12 protein-coding genes are annotated in these 16,790 nt (G+C 65.1%); 6 read left to right on the top strand and 6 right to left on the bottom strand.

What is annotated here, in order from left to right:
- Positions 1 to 68 precede the first annotated feature (68 nt).
- Positions 69 to 4,940: a translocation/assembly module TamB domain-containing protein gene (locus AYJ57_RS04060; RefSeq protein WP_083191143.1), complete on the bottom strand. Its 4,872-nt coding sequence runs from the start codon at positions 4,938 to 4,940 to the stop codon at positions 69 to 71.
- The gene (locus AYJ57_RS04055; RefSeq protein ID WP_066101566.1) at positions 4,937 to 6,733 is read right to left on the bottom strand and encodes an autotransporter assembly complex protein TamA; all 1,797 of its coding nucleotides are present in this window, start codon (positions 6,731 to 6,733) and stop codon (positions 4,937 to 4,939) included. Before AYJ57_RS04055 ends, AYJ57_RS04060 begins: the two co-directional genes overlap by 4 nt.
- 281 nt (positions 6,734 to 7,014) lie before the next feature.
- On the opposite strand from AYJ57_RS04055, the gene AYJ57_RS04050 reads away from it, so the two are divergent.
- Both AYJ57_RS04050 and AYJ57_RS04045 read left to right on the top strand, forming a co-directional pair.
- Entirely contained in the window at positions 7,015 to 7,920 is a 906-nt protein-coding gene (locus AYJ57_RS04050) for an NAD-dependent epimerase/dehydratase family protein (RefSeq protein ID WP_066101563.1), read from the top strand.
- A 13-nt stretch (positions 7,921 to 7,933) separates the two neighbouring features.
- The gene (locus AYJ57_RS04045; RefSeq protein WP_066101561.1) at positions 7,934 to 8,497 is read left to right on the top strand and encodes a DedA family protein; all 564 of its coding nucleotides are present in this window, start codon (positions 7,934 to 7,936) and stop codon (positions 8,495 to 8,497) included.
- A gap of 72 nt (positions 8,498 to 8,569) precedes the next feature.
- Here the strand turns inward: AYJ57_RS04045 and AYJ57_RS04040 are convergent, their stop codons facing one another.
- From AYJ57_RS04040 to AYJ57_RS04025, 4 genes are all read right to left on the bottom strand, one after another.
- Positions 8,570 to 8,860 (bottom strand): HlyU family transcriptional regulator, encoded by a 291-nt coding sequence (locus AYJ57_RS04040; RefSeq protein WP_066101558.1) that lies wholly within the window; start codon positions 8,858 to 8,860, stop codon positions 8,570 to 8,572.
- A gap of 16 nt (positions 8,861 to 8,876) precedes the next feature.
- Entirely contained in the window at positions 8,877 to 10,880 is a 2,004-nt protein-coding gene (gene rpoD, locus AYJ57_RS04035) for an RNA polymerase sigma factor RpoD (RefSeq protein ID WP_066101555.1), read from the bottom strand.
- Positions 10,881 to 11,021: 141 nt separating this feature from the next.
- Complete coding sequence (gene dnaG, locus AYJ57_RS04030; RefSeq protein WP_066106627.1) at positions 11,022 to 13,028, bottom strand: DNA primase; 2,007 nt, start codon at positions 13,026 to 13,028, stop codon at positions 11,022 to 11,024.
- 144 nt (positions 13,029 to 13,172) lie between these two features.
- Positions 13,173 to 13,466 (bottom strand): hypothetical protein, encoded by a 294-nt coding sequence (locus AYJ57_RS04025; RefSeq protein WP_237220190.1) that lies wholly within the window; start codon positions 13,464 to 13,466, stop codon positions 13,173 to 13,175.
- 179 nt (positions 13,467 to 13,645) lie between these two features.
- On the opposite strand from AYJ57_RS04025, the gene AYJ57_RS04020 reads away from it, so the two are divergent.
- Genes AYJ57_RS04020 through AYJ57_RS04005 form a run of 4 tightly spaced genes read left to right on the top strand, consistent with a single transcriptional unit; the run spans position 13,646 to position 16,597 of the window.
- Positions 13,646 to 13,825, top strand: coding sequence for a ribbon-helix-helix protein, CopG family (locus AYJ57_RS04020; RefSeq protein WP_066101552.1), 180 nt, complete (start codon positions 13,646 to 13,648; stop codon positions 13,823 to 13,825).
- The gene (locus tag AYJ57_RS04015; protein WP_066101548.1) at positions 13,822 to 15,354 is read left to right on the top strand and encodes a CHAD domain-containing protein; all 1,533 of its coding nucleotides are present in this window, start codon (positions 13,822 to 13,824) and stop codon (positions 15,352 to 15,354) included. The genes AYJ57_RS04020 and AYJ57_RS04015 overlap by 4 nt, the downstream gene beginning before the upstream one ends.
- A complete protein-coding gene (locus AYJ57_RS04010; RefSeq protein ID WP_066101546.1) occupies positions 15,351 to 16,100 on the top strand; it encodes a ParA family protein in 750 nt (249 codons plus the stop codon). Before AYJ57_RS04015 ends, AYJ57_RS04010 begins: the two co-directional genes overlap by 4 nt.
- Positions 16,097 to 16,597, top strand: a complete 501-nt coding sequence (locus AYJ57_RS04005) for a CYTH domain-containing protein (RefSeq protein ID WP_066101543.1) — start codon at positions 16,097 to 16,099, stop codon at positions 16,595 to 16,597. The genes AYJ57_RS04010 and AYJ57_RS04005 overlap by 4 nt, the downstream gene beginning before the upstream one ends.
- Positions 16,598 to 16,790: the final 193 nt, after the last annotated feature.

Genomic DNA, 16,790 nt, shown 5'->3' with positions numbered 1-16,790 from the left:
GGTCTGGAAACGAAAAGGGGCGTCCTTGCGGGCGCCCCTTTGCTTTTGGTGCTTTTTTTCGACGCGGCTCAGTAATCGCGCTCGAAATACATGCCGAGCGTGCTGTCACCATCCGAGGTGACGCTGCCCTTGGCCTTCAGGCTCGGGGTGATCTTGATGTTGAGATTCACCGCGCTGTCGCCGCCGGAATCCACCTCGACATCGGTATAGATGTTGTCCGAGATGTATTTGCCCAAGCGCAGCCCGGCCTCGCCCTCGTCATTGGTGGTAACGTCAAGGTCATCCAGCCCGAAGCCCTGCCGCAAGTTGTCCACCGCGCCCGAGCCGCCGCCCGCCAGCGTGTTGATCGCCGCGGCAATCTGCAACGCTTGGAAGCCAGAGATCTCGGTCAGGTCGCGTCCGAACAGCAGCAGCGCCAGAACCTCTTCCTCGGGGCGCGAGGGGTCGGAGGTAAAATCGACCTCGGGCGAGGTCGCCAGCCCGGTGATGCTGACCGTCACGGTGGTGCTTTCCACCTGCGAGGTGGCGGCGATATCCAGTGTCGGGATGAAATCGCCGGTCAGCGCCATGGACGCGGTGTCGAGCGTCAGGCGCTGGCCGAGGATGTCCAACCGGCCGCGGATCAGGTCGAACCGGCCCTGCGTGATGATATCGTTCGAGGTGCCGGTCACGCGGAGCGCGCCGCCAAGCTCCATGTCGAGACCACGACCGCGCACGAAGATCTGCTGCGGCGCGCGGATCACCACATCGAGCGGGATCGAATAGCTCGACCCGCCGTCAGCGCCATCGGCCTCGTCCAGCAGCCCGGCACGGGCGCGGGTGATACGCGATCCGGCGGGTTCCTGAATGTGGTGCAGCACAAAGCCACGGCTGCTCGGGCCAAGGCCGGTCTCGGGGATGCGGATCTCGGCGTTGTCGATGAGGATGTCGCCGCCGATCGTAGGCCCGGTGAGCAGCGGGCCAGAGATGCTGACGTTGCCGCCAAGCTGCACCTGATAGAGCCGCTGATCCTCCAGCACCAGTTGGTTGAGCGCGATGGCCAGATCGGCCGGGTAGTTGCCGCTCATGCCGATGGTGCCGTTCACCTCGATGCGCCCGCCGGTGGCCAGCGCGGTGGAGGCGGTGAGCGTGGTCTGCCCGCCACCGACATTGGCGTTGAGGTTCAGCCCGGTCAGTTCGAGCCCCGGACCGGGCAGGATCACCTGCGCGCCATTCACCGTGACATTGCCCGACAGCGAGTTCACCGCCAGCGGCCCGCTGAGCCGCATGTCGATATTGGCATTGCCCGACAGCAGGTTCGGCGCGGCGACCTGATTGGCCAGCGCCAGCGGCGCATTGCCGGTGATCGCCAGATCGGCGGTGCCGAAGTCCTGCGCGATGCTGCCCGAGACTTGCGCCTGCGTGCCGCCGGGCGCGGTGAGCGAAGTCTGCAACTGGTACTGCCCGCCGTTCGCCGCAAGCGTGCCCTGCGCGGTAGCGCGGCCCGGAAGCTGCGGCACGATCAGCCCGAGGTCGCGCAGCGCCACCTCATAGCTGATGCTCGAGCCTTCGCCGCCGTAGCTGCCCGAGGCCGAAGCGGTGACCTCGCCGGTCTGCACATCAAGCTGCTGGATGGTCAGCACGCCATTGGCGTCGCGGGTGACTTGCACCGTCGCGCTGCCATCGCCGCCGACAAGCTGATCTGCGGTGGGGATGCCAAGGCGCAGGTTGCTGGAGTTGAGCTGCCCATTCGCCGAGAGGCTGCCGTCGGGCAGGTTGTAGGACACATCGCCATCGAAGCTGACGCCGCCCGACAGCGGCTGACCAACCAGCGGCGCGTAGGCCGCCAGCGAGGCGACCGAGGCGTTGCCGTCAAAGGCCACCGTGCCGACGCTGCCGTCATCCAGTTTCTCGGCGGTGACACGGCCCTGCGCCGTGGTCTCGCCGGGGCCGGAGGCGGTGAAGTCGAGTTGGTAGGTGCCATCGGTCTCTTGCAGCTGGCCGTTCACATTGGCGCTGCCGGTCACGCCGGATTGGATCAGCGACATGTCGGGCAGGGTAATGTCAAAGCTCGCGTTGCTCTGGCCCGCGTCGGGGGAGGGGGTGCCGCCCATGAGGGCCGCGGTATAGACCTCGCCCTCGGCGGTGGCGCGGATCGCCTGACCGTTCACCTCAAGCTGGCGGATCTCGACCTTCTCGGTGTCATAGGCGGCCGAGATGTCGAGATCGACGGTTCCGGTCAACAGCCCGTCCACCTGTGCAATACCGGTGCCGATATCGCGGGTCGTGCCGTCAAGCACCGCGTCGATGGCGCCGCTTTGCATGTCGTAGGTCACATCGGCGGTTAGATCGAGCGCGCCCGCCAGCGGGCGGTCCGCAAGCCCGGCGTAGACCGACAGATCATCCGCCGCCACGTCGCCGTCGAACGACACGGTGCCGATGCTGCCATCCGCCTCTTTGCCCGCTTCAGCGAGGCCGTTGATCGCCACGCCGCCGGGGCCGTTGGCGTCGATGTCGAGCCGGTAGCTGTTGGCCTCTTCCTGCAGGGTGCCGGTGGCCGCGAAGGGTCCGGTGATGCCGGGCTGGATCAGCGACATATCGGGCAGGCGAATGTCAAAGTTGGCGTTGCTGAGGCCCGCATTGGCAGAGGGGGTGCCGCCCAGCAGGGCGGCGGTATAGACCTCGCCCTCGGCGTTGACCTGCACGGCCTGACCGTCGACGGTCAGCTCGCGGATCAGCACGCGGTCGCTGTCGTAGTTCACCGAGGCGTCGAGATCGACACTGCCGGTCAGCAGCCCGTCGAGCTGTTCGATGCCGGTCTCGATATTGGCGACAGTGCCGTCGAGTACCGCGTCGATCGCGCCGCCGTCGAGCATGTAGGTAACATCTGTGTTCAGATCGACTGCGCCCGCCAGAGGACGCCCGGCGAGCGGGGCGTAGGCGGCGAGATCCTCTGCCGCCGCATCGCCCTCAAAGCCGATGCTGCCGATGGTGCCATCCTCGAGCTTGCTGGCGGTCAGCAGACCATCAAGGTCGGTGCCGCCCGGTGCGCTGCCGGTGAAATCGAGAAGATAGGCGTCCGGGGTTTCGGTCAGCGTGCCCGAAAGCTGGGCCGCGCCGGCCATATCCGCCTCGACCAGCGACAGGTCGGGCAGCGAAATGTCGAAGCTGCCGGTGCTGCCACCGGTCTGCAGCTTGGCCTCGGCCACCGCTTTGAGTCCATCGCCCGACAGGTCGAGCCGCCGCAGTTCGGTGCCTGCTTCATTACGCACGGCAGAGGCGAAAAGCTCCACCTCGCCAGCAAGCAGCCCGTCCGCCTGCGCGACGCCGGTCTTAAGATCGCGGGTCAGGCCATCGACGGTGACGTCGAAGCGCCCGGCGACCGGCTCCAGCGTGCCTTTGACGGCGACATTGGCGTCGCCGCCAAGTTCGCGTCCGGCCAGACCTGAAAAGCGCCCGATGTCCTCGGCGCGCATCTGCAGGTCGGGCTCGATGATGATGTTGCCGCTGTTGCCAATGCCCGAGAAGGTCACGTCGCCCGCAAGCGCAAGTCCCGCGCCGCCAAAGTCGATCTGGCGCAGATACAGCGGATCGCCCGCCTGCCAGTCGATCTGCATGACGCCCTTGAGCTCCTCGCCCGCGGCGTCGGCCATGGAGGCGTCGGCAAAATCGAGCCCGGTGGCATCGAAGGTCAGCTGTGCCTCGACCCCGCCCGGAAGCGAATTGCCCGCGCTGCGGCGGATGGTGCCACGGCCTGCGATATCGGCACGTTCGAGCGACATGTCGGGGCGGTCGATGCCTTCCGCGATCACGTCGAGGGTGAAGGCCTCACCCTGCGAGGCATCGTAGTCGAGATTGATTGTCGCCTGATCGACCATGGTCACATCGCCCGACATGGCCAGCCGCACCGGGCTGCCGTCGTCCGAGGCGATCTCGCCATCAAGCTGCAGCAGTTCCGGCCAGCCGTCGGCACCGATGCGCGCGGCGCCGGTGAGCGAGACCATGGCGGTCTGCAGATCCAGCGTTTCGAGATCGAGCACCCCGTCGGCACCCTGCAGGCCCGCGACCTGCAGCGACTGCTCGGGGCCAAAGAACTCGCGGTGCTGCTCGGGCAGCAGCGGGCGCAGATCGCCCGAGACGTCGGCGGTAAAGCGGCGGCCCTCTTCGGCGCTGCCGAGCAGGGTGATCTGGCCGCCAAGGCGCTCTTCGCCATCGGTGGCGAGCTGCAGATCGGCGGTGAAATCGTCAAGCTCGCCGTCGCCCTGCAGCGCAAGGCTCAGCGAGGGCGCGCCGGGCAGACCCATCTTGGTGGTGACGATGCCGCCGCTCTCCTCTTCCAGCGAGACATCGAGCGACAGCGCGCCGCTCTCATTGGCGTAGCTGCCGGCCAGTTTCAGCGAATCCTGCGGCCCGTCGAGGCGGTTGATCGAAATGTCGGCCTCGCCTTCGCCATCGGCCAGTTGGGCAGAACCGTTGACCTCAAGCGCCACTTCCTCGCCGAGCAGCGAAGCGCCCAGCTCGACGCGTGCGATGCTCAGCTCGCCTACGTTTACCGACACGGGCAGGTCGGGCAGGGCGAAATCGCCCGACGCCTCGGGCGCGGGGGCCTCTTCGCCCGCCGCCGGGGCGCGTTCGACCACCAGCCGCTCGGCGCTCAGCTCGTTGACCACCAGCGCGCCGCGCAGCAGCGCGGTGCGGCGCCAGTTCAGCGTCGCATTCTCCAGCACCAGCCAGACCCCCTCGTCATCCGAGATTGTCATACGTTCCAGCGTCGCCTCAGAGCTGAGCGCGCCGCGGAACCCGGTGATCGAAACGTCGCGGCCCGCGCCAGAGAGCGAGTCCTCGATCAGACGCTCGAGAAAGCCGCCGCTGTCCTCATCCTCTTCCTGCGCGAGGGCAGGGGGTGCCGCCAGAATGAGCGGCAGGAGCAGCAGCAGGGAAAAACGCTTGAGAAGGGTCAAAATGCCTGTCCTATGCCGAGGTAGATCTGCACGCCGTCACCGGTGTCGCCACCGGCGGGCATGGCTACATCAAAACGTAGCGGGCCGATCCCGGTTTTGTAGCGCACGCCGATGCCAGCGCCCGCGTGCCATTCGCCATCATCGCCGCCGGGCGTGCTGTCACGCCCGACATAGCCTGCGTCGTAGAAGATCACTGCGCCGAGGCTTTCGCCGATGTCCTGCCGAAGCTCGCCGGAGATGCCGGCAAAGCTGCGCCCGCCGATCGAGTCGCCGTCGCCGAGGTCGATGTCCAGCGACTGGTAGGGCTGGCCGCGAACCGTGCCAGCGCCGCCGGAGTAGAACAGATAGTCGGGAGGCGTCTCGTCGATGTCCGGCCCGATCACCGAGCCGAGTTGCAGCCGTCCGGCCAGCACCGTGCGCTGGCGTTCGCCAAAGGCATAGTACCCGCGGAAATCGCCGTAGAGCCGCGCGCCATTGGGATCGTCGCGCAGGTTCAGGAAGGGCGTGGCATCGGCAAGGATGTAGTAGCCCTTGCGCGGATCGAACTCGTCATCGCGGCGGTCGTATTCCACCTCGACCGGCAGGGTGAGCAGCTCGAAGGTGCGCTCGCCAAGGTCGTCGGTGGTTTCCGAGTAGAGATAGCCGATGCCGATCTCGGTATAGAGATTGTCGGTCAGCTGCCGGGTGAGACCGGTGGTCAGCTCGATGCTGTCGAGGTCATAGGCGGGCTCTTGCAGGTGCTGAAGCTCGGTCTGAAAGTAAGCGTCGGTGTCCGGGCCGACGGCGGCAGGAACGTCGAGCCTGCCGGTCAGCGTGTAATCGAGCGTGTCACTCTGGTCGGTGATGTCGGTGATCTCGGCATCGAAGCGCAACCGCTCGGCACCGCCAAAGATGTTGCGATGCAACCAGTAGCTGGTCACCGACAGACCTTCGAGCGAGCTGATCTCGGCACCAAAGCCGATGCGGCGCGGCTTGGAGTCGACCACGTCGAGCGTGTAATCCAGCGTGCCGTCTGGGTTCGGCGTGTCTTTCTCGCGCAGGGTGACCGTGGCGAAGGCACCGGTGCGGGTCAGCCGGTCAACCACGTCCTCAACCTCCTCGGGGTCGTAAATCTCGCCTGTCGGCATGCCTGCGATGCGGCGCTGCGCGGCGGTGCGCACCTTGCTGGTGCCATCGGTGTCGATCCGTCCGAAGCGTAGGCGCGGGCCGGTGGTCACGCCCATATCCACATCGACGCGGCGCGCGGCGTGGTTGGCGGTGACATCTTCGCGGGTCAGCTCTGCCTTGGGGTAGCCGACGTTGCGCCAGCCATCCACCGCAGCCTGCGCGGCGCTGGTGATCGTGGTCGCCTTGGCGCGCTCGCCGGGTTTGAAATCGCTGGGCAGATCGGTCTCGGGCGCCAGCGGCGTGACATCGGTGCGGCCAAACTGAAAACGCGGGCCGGGGCGCACCAGCACATCGACACGGTTCACGCTTTGCGGTGTGGACAGCAGCGGAATCTCCGACGCCTCGCGCCCGTCGATGCGGATCGACACCTCGGGCCCATAAAACCCGGACGCATAGAGCGTCTCGACGATGATCCCATAGTCGGACAGAGCTGCGGCCATCACATCGGGGCCTTCGGTCTTGCCCTCGGATTTGGTGGCCACCAACTGCGAATAATTGGTGATCTGGGTCTGCATGTCCTCGCTCAGACCGGGAAATGCAAAGCTGAGCGTCTCGAAGGCAGAGGCCGGCAGGGCGGCGGCGCTCAGGGCGAGGCTCAGGGCAATGGAATGATGCCGAAGGCGCAATGAACTGTCCTTTCGCGAAACTATGGCTGCACCTTAACGCAGCGGAATTCACGCGGCTAGGCGCTGCGCGAAGAAGCGCGGCCTGCCGGTTGATTTCGCGCGGTTTCGTGGGGATCGGGTCACGCCCGCGAAACTGTGAAGCCGCGCGCGGCATCGGGGGCTTGCCCATACGTCTCGGTCTGTGCGGCCCGTCTTGTCGGAGCAGGCGGCGGCCTTTATCCCGGAAGGCAGGAAGCGGCCGCGCAGGGTGCAGGCCGCAGAGGCGACGGTAAGGATTTGCGATGCGCATTTACGTGACGGGCTGTGCGGGCATTCTGGGCTATGAAATCCTGTGCCGCATGCATGCCGAGGGGCATGAGGTCACCGGTATTTCGCGCAGCGCGCTGCCCGAGGGCGCACCGGCGCTGCCGCATGTGCAGGTGAGCGATGCGCTGCATCCGGGCTGGCTGGCTCCGGGGGACGAGGGGGCGACCATCGTGCATTGCGCGGGTCTGTCGGACGCACGGCGCAGGTTCGACAGCATCGCCGCGCTGAACCGAGAGGTGACAGAGCCGCAGACCGATTTCGTCGAGGCGCTGCTGGCGCGGGGCTGGCGCGGGCATCTAGTGTATCTGTCGACCGCCGCCGTCTATGGCGACACCGAGGATTTGCCCATTGCCGAGACGCGCGAGCCGCAGCCGAAGGGGTACTACGCGCTGCACAAGCTATCGGTGGAAAACGCGCTGCTGTTTCTCGCCGCGCAACATGGCTTTCGCCTGACCCTGCTGCGCCTCGGCAACCCCTATGGCACGGCGATGCCCGGACGCGAGCGGGGGGTGATGCGGCTCTTGCTGGATGCGCTGGCCACCGGCGCGGAGTTCACCGTCTACGGCAGCGGCGAGACCTCGCGCGATTATCTGCATATGGATGATTTCACCCGTGCGGTGTCGCAGGTGGTGACCCGAGATTTGCCCGAGCAGATCACCCGCCTGAACCTCGGGGCCGGGGAGGGGACAACGCTCAACGGTCTGATCGCGCGCATGGAGGCGGCCACCGGGCGCAGCCTCAATCTCTTGAGCAAACCGTCGGACCTTGAGGTGAAATCGAGCGTTCTCGACATCACGCGCGTGCGGCAACTGCTCGGCTGGAGCCCGCAGGTCTCGCTCGAGGAGGGGCTGGCGCGGATGGTATCGGACTACGGTCTGTGAGGCGGTTGCGGCAATGATCGACGCGCTCATTGCCAAATACGGTCTGATCATCGTCTTTCTGGGCTGCGCGCTCGAAGGCGATACGGTTGCCGTGACATCGGGCCTGTTGGCGCATCACCACCTTCTGCCGCTATGGCCGACGCTGGCGGTCGCGTGGGCCGGAGGCTGGACGGCAGATGTGTTGATCTTCCTGCTCGCGCGGCGCTACCGCGCGCATCCGAGGGTGCTGCGTATTCTCTCTCATCCGGTATCGCAGGGCGTGGCGCGGCGCCTGCTCGGGCGACCGCTGCTGCTTGCGGCGGTGTTTCGCTTCATCCCCGGGATGCGCACCGTCTCGCCAGTGCTGCTGGCCACCGGCACCTCTCTGCGGGCGGCACTCTACCTGCCGGTGACCTGTCTTTCAGCGCTGCTTTGGGCAGGGGTGATGGTGCTGGTCGGCCATGGGATCGGCGAGGTGATCCGGCGCCTCTGGGGTCATATGGACCGGACCGAACTGCTGCTGGCGCTCCCGGTGCTGTTGGTGGCGATCTTCGCGCTGCACCGGCTCTGGCGAATGCGGCGGGACCTGCGCGAGTGAACTTCGTCGCATCGCCCGGAACGCAAAAACGCCGCCCCGAAGGGCGGCGTTTTATAGTCTTGGAAGGCGGGATCAGCTGAAGATCCGCGCGCCCTGTTCGTCGATCATCTGTTGCGCCTTGCGCAGCGAGGCGGCGACCGCCTCGTCGCGGTCGCGGATGACATCGGCGCGGATCAACTCGTGCACCTTCACCTCGCCGTTCACCTCGCCCTCGATCCGGGCGGCGATGCGGAACTGACCGTCGGTCGGCTGCGGCTCGGGGAAAATCACGAACCCCTTGTATTCCACTGCTTCGGCCTGAGACTGCGCGGCAGCGCCGGTGTCGGAACCGCCGCCGCCAAAGAGACGTGACCAGAAGGACATGGCTCTCTCCTTGCGCTTACTGGTCGAGGAACGAGCGCAGCTTGCGCGACCGGCTCGGGTGCTTGAGCTTGCGCAGCGCCTTCGCCTCGATCTGACGGATCCGCTCGCGCGTCACCGAGAACTGCTGGCCGACCTCTTCGAGCGTGTGGTCGGTGTTCATGCCGATGCCGAAGCGCATCCGCAGAACCCGTTCCTCACGCGGGGTGAGCGAGGAGAGCACGCGGGTGGTGGTCTCTTTGAGGTTCTCTTGGATCGCGCTGTCGAGCGGCAGGATGGCGTTCTTGTCCTCGATGAAATCGCCGAGCTGCGAATCTTCCTCGTCGCCGATCGGCGTTTCGAGCGAGATCGGCTCCTTGGCGATTTTCATCACCTTGCGGACCTTTTCGAGCGGCATCTGCAGCTTTTCCGCCAGCTCTTCCGGGGTCGGCTCGCGGCCGATCTCGTGCAGCATCTGACGGCCGGTGCGGACCAGCTTGTTGATCGTCTCGATCATATGCACCGGGATACGGATGGTGCGCGCCTGATCGGCGATCGAGCGGGTGATCGCCTGACGGATCCACCAGGTCGCATAGGTCGAGAACTTGTAGCCGCGACGATACTCGAACTTGTCCACCGCCTTCATCAGGCCGATGTTGCCTTCCTGAATGAGGTCGAGGAACTGCAGCCCGCGGTTGGTGTATTTCTTGGCGATCGAGATCACGAGGCGAAGGTTGGCTTCGACCATTTCCTTCTTGGCCTGACGCGCCTCTTTCTCACCCTTCTGCACCTGCTGGACGATGCGGCGGAATTCGCTGATGTCGAGGCCCACATACTGACCGACCTGCGCCATATCGGCGCGCAGTTCGTCGGCCTTGTCCGAGAAACGCTCGATGAACATCTGCCAGCCACGACCGTCTTTCTCGGCCATGCGGTCCATCCAGTTCGGCTCGAGCTCGCGGCCACGATACTCGGCGACGAACTCGCGGCGGTTGATGCGGGCCTGATCGGCCAGCTTCACCATCGCGCTGTCGATCGACATGATGCGCTTGTTGATGCCGTAGAGCTGGTCGATCAGCGCCTCAATGCGATTGTTATGCAGGTGCAGGCCGTTGACCATCACAACGATCTCGGAGCGCAGCTTCTGGTACTGCGCTTCGTCGGCGTCCGAGAAGGTGCCGTCCTCGTTCAGCGTGGCGCTGATCCGGGCGTCCTGCATTTCCGACAGGGCTTCGTAGTCGGCAGCGATGAGATCGAGGGTTTCGAGCACGCGCGGTTTCAGCGCGGTCTCCATCGCGGCCAGCGACATGTTGGCCTGATCGTCCTCGTCCTCGTCGTCATCCTTGCGGATCGGGTTGCCGTCGGCGTCGAGCTCGGGCTCGTTGCTCTTGGGCTTCTGCGCGGCCTCGCCACCAGCGCCGGCACCGGCGTCCACCACCGGCTCGTTCAGCTCACCGTCTTCGTCGAGCTGATTGCCGAAAGTCGCCTCGAGGTCGATCACATCGCGCAGCAGAATCTCTTCGCTGAGAAGTTCCTCGCGCCAGATGGTGATCGCCTGAAAGGTCAGGGGGCTTTCGCACAGGCCCGCGATCATCGTGTTGCGGCCAGCCTCGATCCGCTTGGCGATGGCGATCTCGCCCTCGCGCGACAGCAGTTCGACCGAGCCCATCTCGCGCAGGTACATGCGCACCGGGTCATCGGTACGGTCGAGCTTTTCCGAGCCGCCCGACGACAGCGCGACGTCACGACCTTTGGAGGCGTCGACCAGATCGGTCGAGCCCTTGTTCTTGTCCGCGTCTTCCTCGGCTTCCTCGTCCTCTTCGGTGACTTGGATGCCCATTTCGGAAAGCATCGACATCACGTCTTCGATCTGGTCGGAACTGACCTGATCCGGCGGCAGAACCTGGTTCAGCTGGTCATAGGTGATAAAGCCACGCTCGCGCGCCTCGGCGATCATCTTCTTGACCGCGGCCTGGCTCATGTCGAGGCTATGTGCGTCGTCCTGAGTTTCCGGCTTGGCGTCGTCGTTGTCTTTGGCTGCCATGAAGTGCTCCGTCAAAGGGAGGGGCCGGTTCTGGCCGGCACTCGCGCAAGTGAAGTGATTCGTTTCTGCGAATCATGGGGGGAATCAAATGATTCGGCCACCCGTGTACCCGTTTTTCCTCCAGTTTCCCTAAATGGTCATCTAGTTCTGACCCTTGGAAAAGCGAATCTGTTGCAGCAGCGCGTCGAAAGCGCTGCGTTCTTCTTTGTCCACCCGGGCCCCATTGGCCCCGGTTTCGAATTCCACATCGTCTTCAGAACGGTTCATAACCGCCTGATTGCGCGCCTGTGCCGCCTGTCCCAGCCTCCAGGTCAGGGCTTCATCCGCGAGGCTCTCCATATCCTCCAGCGCCTCTGCGAGTTCGGCCACGAGTCCCGCCTGCGCGGCGATCTTGGCGAATTCCTCGGCCACCGTAAGGCGGGCGAGTTCAACGTCACCGATCTGTCGCAAGCAGGGTACCACTGCCACATGGCGTGCCCCGAGGAGGGAATCAAGGGCCTCGGGTCCGATTCTCTGCGCCGCGTCTTCCTGAAGGATTTCCGGGTCGGTCGTTCCTGCGCTCAGGAACAGGTCGCGCAGCGCGGCGTGATCGGGATCGCTGCAGGGCAGGGTCTCGAGCGGGCCTTCGAACTCGGGCAGCAGCGCCGGGTAGCGCAGCAGAACGGCGAGGATGACGGTCTCGCGCAGCCGCGTCTCTGCGGCCTCGCCAGCCGAGACCAGCAGCGAGGATTTCGCCGCGGCGCTGGGGGCGATGGTGACCGCCTGACCCCATTTCTGGGTGCGCTGGCCGCTGCGGAACGGGCTGCGCTGGCCGGATTTGCCGCCCCAGTTGCCGCCTCCGTTTCCGCCATCGCCGCTGCGCTTGCTGCGGAAGAGCTGCCAGCGGAGTTCCTTGATCTCATTGCCGTAGTGATGGCGCAGGTCGGGGTGCTGGATGCGCTTGATCGCCGCGCGCAGCGTCGCGTCGAGCGCCGCTTTGCGCTCGGGGCTGTCAAAGACCTTGTCCTCGGTCTCGCGCCGCCACAGAAGCTGCACCATGGGCTGCGCCTGATCGAGCACCGCCTTGACCGCCTGCGGCCCTTTGGCGCGCAGCAGGTCGTCCGGGTCCTGACCTTCGGGCATGATCGCGAACCGCAGCCCCTTGCCCGGCATCAGCAGCGGCAGCGCGGTGTCGATCACCCGATAGGCGGCGCGCAGACCGGCCTTGTCGCCGTCGAGCGCGATCACCGGCTCGTCGGCGATGCGCCAGAGCAGCGCGATCTGATGCTCGGTGACGGCGGTGCCAAGCGGCGCCACCGCCGCCTCGAACCCGGCCTCGCTGAGCGCGATCACATCCATATAGCCTTCGGCGACGATCAGCGGCTGGCCCTTGCCCGCCGCCTCGCGCGCGGGCGCGTGGTTGTAAAGGTTGCGGCCCTTGTCGAAGAGTTCGGTCTCGGGCGAGTTGAGATATTTGGCGTTGTCGCGCGGGTCCATGGCGCGCCCGCCAAAGGCGATGGCGCGGCCGCGGCCATCGCGGATCGGGAACATGATGCGATTGCGGAACACGTCATAGGGCGCGCGGCCCTTCTGCGAGGGCTTGGCCAGCCCCGCCGCCATGATCAGATCCTCGGCGACACCCTGTCCGCGCAGATGGTCCCAAAGGTGCTGCCAACCCTCGGGCGCAAACCCAAGCTCGAAACGGTCCTGCACCGGCTGCGTCAGCCCGCGCCGGTCGAGATAGGCGCGCGCCTCAGAGGCGGCGCCGGTGCGCAGCTGCATCCTGAAGAACCGCACCGCCTGTTCCATCACCTCGGCAAGCTGGCTGCGGCGGTCGGCCTTCTGCGCGGCCTGCGGGTCGCGCGCGGGCATCTGCATGCCTGCCTCACGGGCGAGAATCTCGACCGCTTCCATGAAGTCGACGTTCTCGCTTTCGCGCACGAAGGAGATTGCATCGCCCTTCGCGTGGCAGCCGAAGCAGTAGTAGAACCCCTTGCGGTCATCGACGTGGAAAGAGGCGGACTTTTCCTGATGGAACGGGCAGGGCGCCCACATGTCGCCCTTGGCCTGATTGGACTTGCGGGTGTCCCACATGACTTTGCGACCGACGACCTGGCTCAGGCTCGTACGGGTGCGCAATTCGTCAAGGAAGCCGGGTGGTAGACTCATGCTCGGAGTATCAATGCAGAGGGAGGCCGAGTCCATGCGGCTCGGCACGCGCGTTGGTGTTTCTGTCAGATAGCCGATGCCTGCGCCGACCGGAAGGGCGACGCGGGCGGGTGCGGGTCACGTCATGCGCGCCTCAGCGCGGCGTCATTGCGAGAGACACTGCTGTTCCCAGCTGCGGCCCACATCAAGGGTGAGCTGGTTTTCGGGCAGCGAATAAATCCATTGCGCCAGCATCTCGCCCGAGTCGCGATCCAGCGCCCGGCGCAATTCGCGCTCGGTCCGCTTTTGCGGAATGCCGTCCTTACGCGCCTGCACTGCTTCCATGACCATCTTGGCCGAGGTTTCGCAGCGTGCCGCCTTGTCACTTTGCGCGGAGGCCGGGGTGGCGGCGGCGAGCACCAGCCCGAAAAATACTACAAGATTCCGCATGGTCTGCATCTCCTGTGTCAGCCAAGGCGCTTATGTAATCCTTTGCGGGGAAAGTGTCACCCATGAGGCGGGCTGCGATCACGGCTTGGAGAGCGCTATGGCTTTGTCGTTGCGCCAGTGCCGGGAAATCGCGTTGCGCTTGCTGGTTCAAAGTGAAATCATGACGTCACTTTTAGCGGGTATCAGCCATGGCGAAGACCAAGGAAATCAAGCCCAAGGACGAAAAGAAGAACACGTCCCTGCGGCTTAACAGCAAGACACTCAAGGCGCTCAAGATGCGCGCCATCGAAGAGGATCGCAGTGTGCAGAAGATCGTCGAGACGCTGATCGAGGATTACCTGCGCAAGACCGGAAAGAAATCCAGATGACTCAAGGCGAGGGTGCCTTTTACCTCCTCCCCGACATGGCCGCAGAGGGGGCATCGCTGGTCGATGCCGCCGATCTGGGCGGTCTTAAACCCCAGCTTAGCTGGCAGGAGGCGAGCAGCGCCTTCCTGATCCGCGATACCTTCGATCAGGAATTGCGCCTGAGTGGCCGTGTGCTTATCGAAGTGGCGGAGCAGTTTGAATTGCTTGAGCCCGATGGGCGGGTGCTTGGCCAGTCTTCGGCGGGGGCGGGGCGCTTTGTCGCCGAGTTCTCCGAGGGCTCGGTAAAGCATGCGCTGTCGGACCTTTCGCCGCTGCGCTGCCTGCTGCCGGTGGGCGCGGGCGAAATGCGCCGGGGCGAGCTGGCGCTGCTCGATGACGAAGAAAAGACGCAGGCGCGGGCGTTTTTGTGGGTGCTCGAAGCGGCTGAGGGGGGGCGTGTGACGATCGCCCGCCTGCAGGGGCTGCGCGGCTATGACAAGGCGCTGACCCGGCTGCAGAAGCTGGTCGAAGGGCTGGGCGGCGCAGCGCTGGAGGACGGCGCGCTTTATGATCTGCTGTTCCCCGGCCAGTCGGCCTATGTGGCCAAGCCCGATGTGCCGATGGACGGGCAGGAAGAGGCCTTTGATGCCGCCAGCGATATCATCGCCGCCTATCTTCCCGTGGCGCGCGCCAATGAGGCCGGGGTGATCGCCGACGACGACACCGAGTTTCTGCACGACTACCGCATCGCCCTGCGAAAAATCCGCTCGGTGCTGAGCCTGTTCAAAGGCGTTTATGCGGACGAGCAGACCGCCGAGCTGAAAGCGCGCTTTTCGGCATTGATGGAACCGACCGGGCGGCTGCGTGACCTCGATGTCTACCTGCTCGAGAAGGATGCCTATTATACTATGCTGCCGGCGAACCTGCACGAAGGGCTCGACCGGATGTTCGCCTTGTTCGCCGAGGAACGCACCGCCGCGCAGGCGGGGCTGGCGAAACATCTGCGCAGCACCGGCTACCGCAAGGAGATCACCGCGCTTGGCAAGATTTTCCACAAGCGCAAGGCGTTGCAGCGCGGCGAACGCGCGGACCTTCCGGCCTATGATTTCGCCTGCAAGCTGATCTGGAAACGCTACCGCAAGATCTGCACCATCGCCGAGGCGATTGATGATGCGACGCCCGACCACGAGGTGCATGAGCTGCGCATACACTGCAAGAAGCTGCGCTATCTCATGGAGTTCTTCGGCCCGCTGTTCCCCGCAGGGCCGTTCAAAAAGCTGATCAAGCCGCTCAAGCGCCTGCAGGACAACCTTGGTCTTTTTAACGATTACTCGGTGCAGCAGGGCAGCCTTATCGACTTCCTGAGGCGGCTCGAGGACAGCGGCGAGAGCGGCAACCTGCAGGTGGCGCAAAGCGTTGGCGCTCTGATCCTCGTGCTGCACGAGCGGCAGCTTGCAGAGCGCGCCAAGGTCGTCGGCAGCTTCGCGACGTTCAACAGTGCCGAGACCCAAATGACGTTCCGCGAGCTGTTTCACGGAGGAAAGAAATGAAGATCATCGCCTGCTATTCCAACAAAGGGGGCGTCGGGAAAACCGCGACCTCGGTGAACCTTGCCTATGCGCTGGCGCAGGGTGGCCGCCGGGTGCTGCTGTGCGATCTCGACCCGCAGGGCGCGTCGAGCTTCTACTTTCGCGTGAAACCCTCGAAGAAGCTGACCGAGGCGAAGTTCTTTGAAGACGTGCAGCGCTTCACCAAGGCGATCCGGGGCAGCGATTTCGACAATCTCGACATTCTGCCCGCCAATATGACCTTCCGCGACTTCGATGTGTTCCTCGCCCGCATGCGCAATTCGCGCTCGCGGCTTAAGAAGGCGTTGAAGGCGGTGAAGGGCGATTACGACGTGATCCTGCTGGACTGCCCGCCGAACATCTCGACCCTTTCCGAAAATGTCTTTCGCGCGTCCGACGCGATCGTCGTGCCGGTCATTCCCACGACCCTGTCGCAGCGCACGTTCGAGCAGTTGCAGGAGTTCTTCCGCGACCATGACCTGAGCCCGAAAAAGCTGCACGGGTTCTTTTCGATGGTGCAGGGGGTGAAGTCGCTGCATGGCGAGACCATGGACGAGATGCGCGCCGAGCACGGCAAGCGTCTGATGAAGTCGAGCATCCCCTTCACCTCGGATGTCGAACGCATGGGCGTGCATCGTGCGCCGGTGATGGCGACCGCGCCGTCGAGCGCCGCCAGCGCGGCCTATACGGCACTGCATGACGAATTGAGCAAGAGGGTCCTGAAATGACCGACGCAACCGAAGCCGTGGAGATCGAGCGCAAGTTTCTGGTGGCGCAATTGCCGGTGCTGGAGGAGCTGAAAGCAAAGCCGGTCCGGCAGGGCTATGTCACGCAGGCGGGCGACTCGGTGGAACTACGCCTGCGCGAGAAGGGCGGGGCTTTCTTTCTGACGCTGAAGTCCGAAGGCGGGCTGGTGCGCATGGAGCGTGAGATCGAGATCGACGCCGCGCAGTTCGAGGCGCTCTGGCCCGCGACCGAGGGGCGACGGCTCGAAAAGACACGTTATGTGGGTGCGCTGCCCGATGGAACGGGGTTCGAGCTTGATGTCTTCACCGGGACGCTGGCGCCGCTGGTGCTGGTGGAGGTCGAGTTCGACAGCGCAGAGGCGGCAGGGGCCTTCACGCCGCCTGACTGGTTCGGAGCGGATGTCACCGAAGACCGCCGCTACCGCAATCGCGCGCTGGCCGATGATGGCGTGCCGGGGCGTCCCGAGCGGCGCGGCTGAGGCGCTACAAACGCCTCATTGGCCGAACACACGCACAGGCGGCGCGGGCCTTCGCGCCGCCTGTTTCGTTGTGCGCGCCCGCGTGCTGTGGCGCTCTTGCGCCAAACTGGCGCGGCTCTGCGGTGGGCGGCTGGGGTCCGGACCCGGCGGCTGCTACCCATGTCTATAAGGAAACGGCAGCACAGGCAGGGGC

The sequence above is a fragment of the Salipiger sp. CCB-MM3 genome (assembly GCF_001687105.1).
Taxonomy (GTDB): domain Bacteria; phylum Pseudomonadota; class Alphaproteobacteria; order Rhodobacterales; family Rhodobacteraceae; genus Salipiger.
This window is presented reverse-complemented; position numbering and strand designations above follow the sequence as displayed.

Excerpts from the sequence above, each read along its gene's own strand:
- AYJ57_RS04025 (WP_237220190.1), bottom strand. The coding sequence starts at position 13,466 with ATGCAGACCATGCGGAATCTTGTAGTATTTTTCGGGCTGGTGCTCGCC.
- AYJ57_RS04040 (WP_066101558.1), bottom strand. The coding sequence starts at position 8,860 with ATGTCCTTCTGGTCACGTCTCTTTGGCGGCGGCGGTTCCGACACCGGC.
- dnaG (WP_066106627.1), bottom strand. The coding sequence starts at position 13,028 with ATGAGTCTACCACCCGGCTTCCTTGACGAATTGCGCACCCGTACGAGC.
- AYJ57_RS04015 (WP_066101548.1), top strand. The coding sequence starts at position 13,822 with ATGACTCAAGGCGAGGGTGCCTTTTACCTCCTCCCCGACATGGCCGCA.
- rpoD (WP_066101555.1), bottom strand. The coding sequence starts at position 10,880 with ATGGCAGCCAAAGACAACGACGACGCCAAGCCGGAAACTCAGGACGAC.
- AYJ57_RS04005 (WP_066101543.1), top strand. The coding sequence starts at position 16,097 with ATGACCGACGCAACCGAAGCCGTGGAGATCGAGCGCAAGTTTCTGGTG.
- AYJ57_RS04010 (WP_066101546.1), top strand. The coding sequence starts at position 15,351 with ATGAAGATCATCGCCTGCTATTCCAACAAAGGGGGCGTCGGGAAAACC.
- AYJ57_RS04020 (WP_066101552.1), top strand. The coding sequence starts at position 13,646 with ATGGCGAAGACCAAGGAAATCAAGCCCAAGGACGAAAAGAAGAACACG.
- AYJ57_RS04045 (WP_066101561.1), top strand. The coding sequence starts at position 7,934 with ATGATCGACGCGCTCATTGCCAAATACGGTCTGATCATCGTCTTTCTG.
- AYJ57_RS04050 (WP_066101563.1), top strand. The coding sequence starts at position 7,015 with ATGCGCATTTACGTGACGGGCTGTGCGGGCATTCTGGGCTATGAAATC.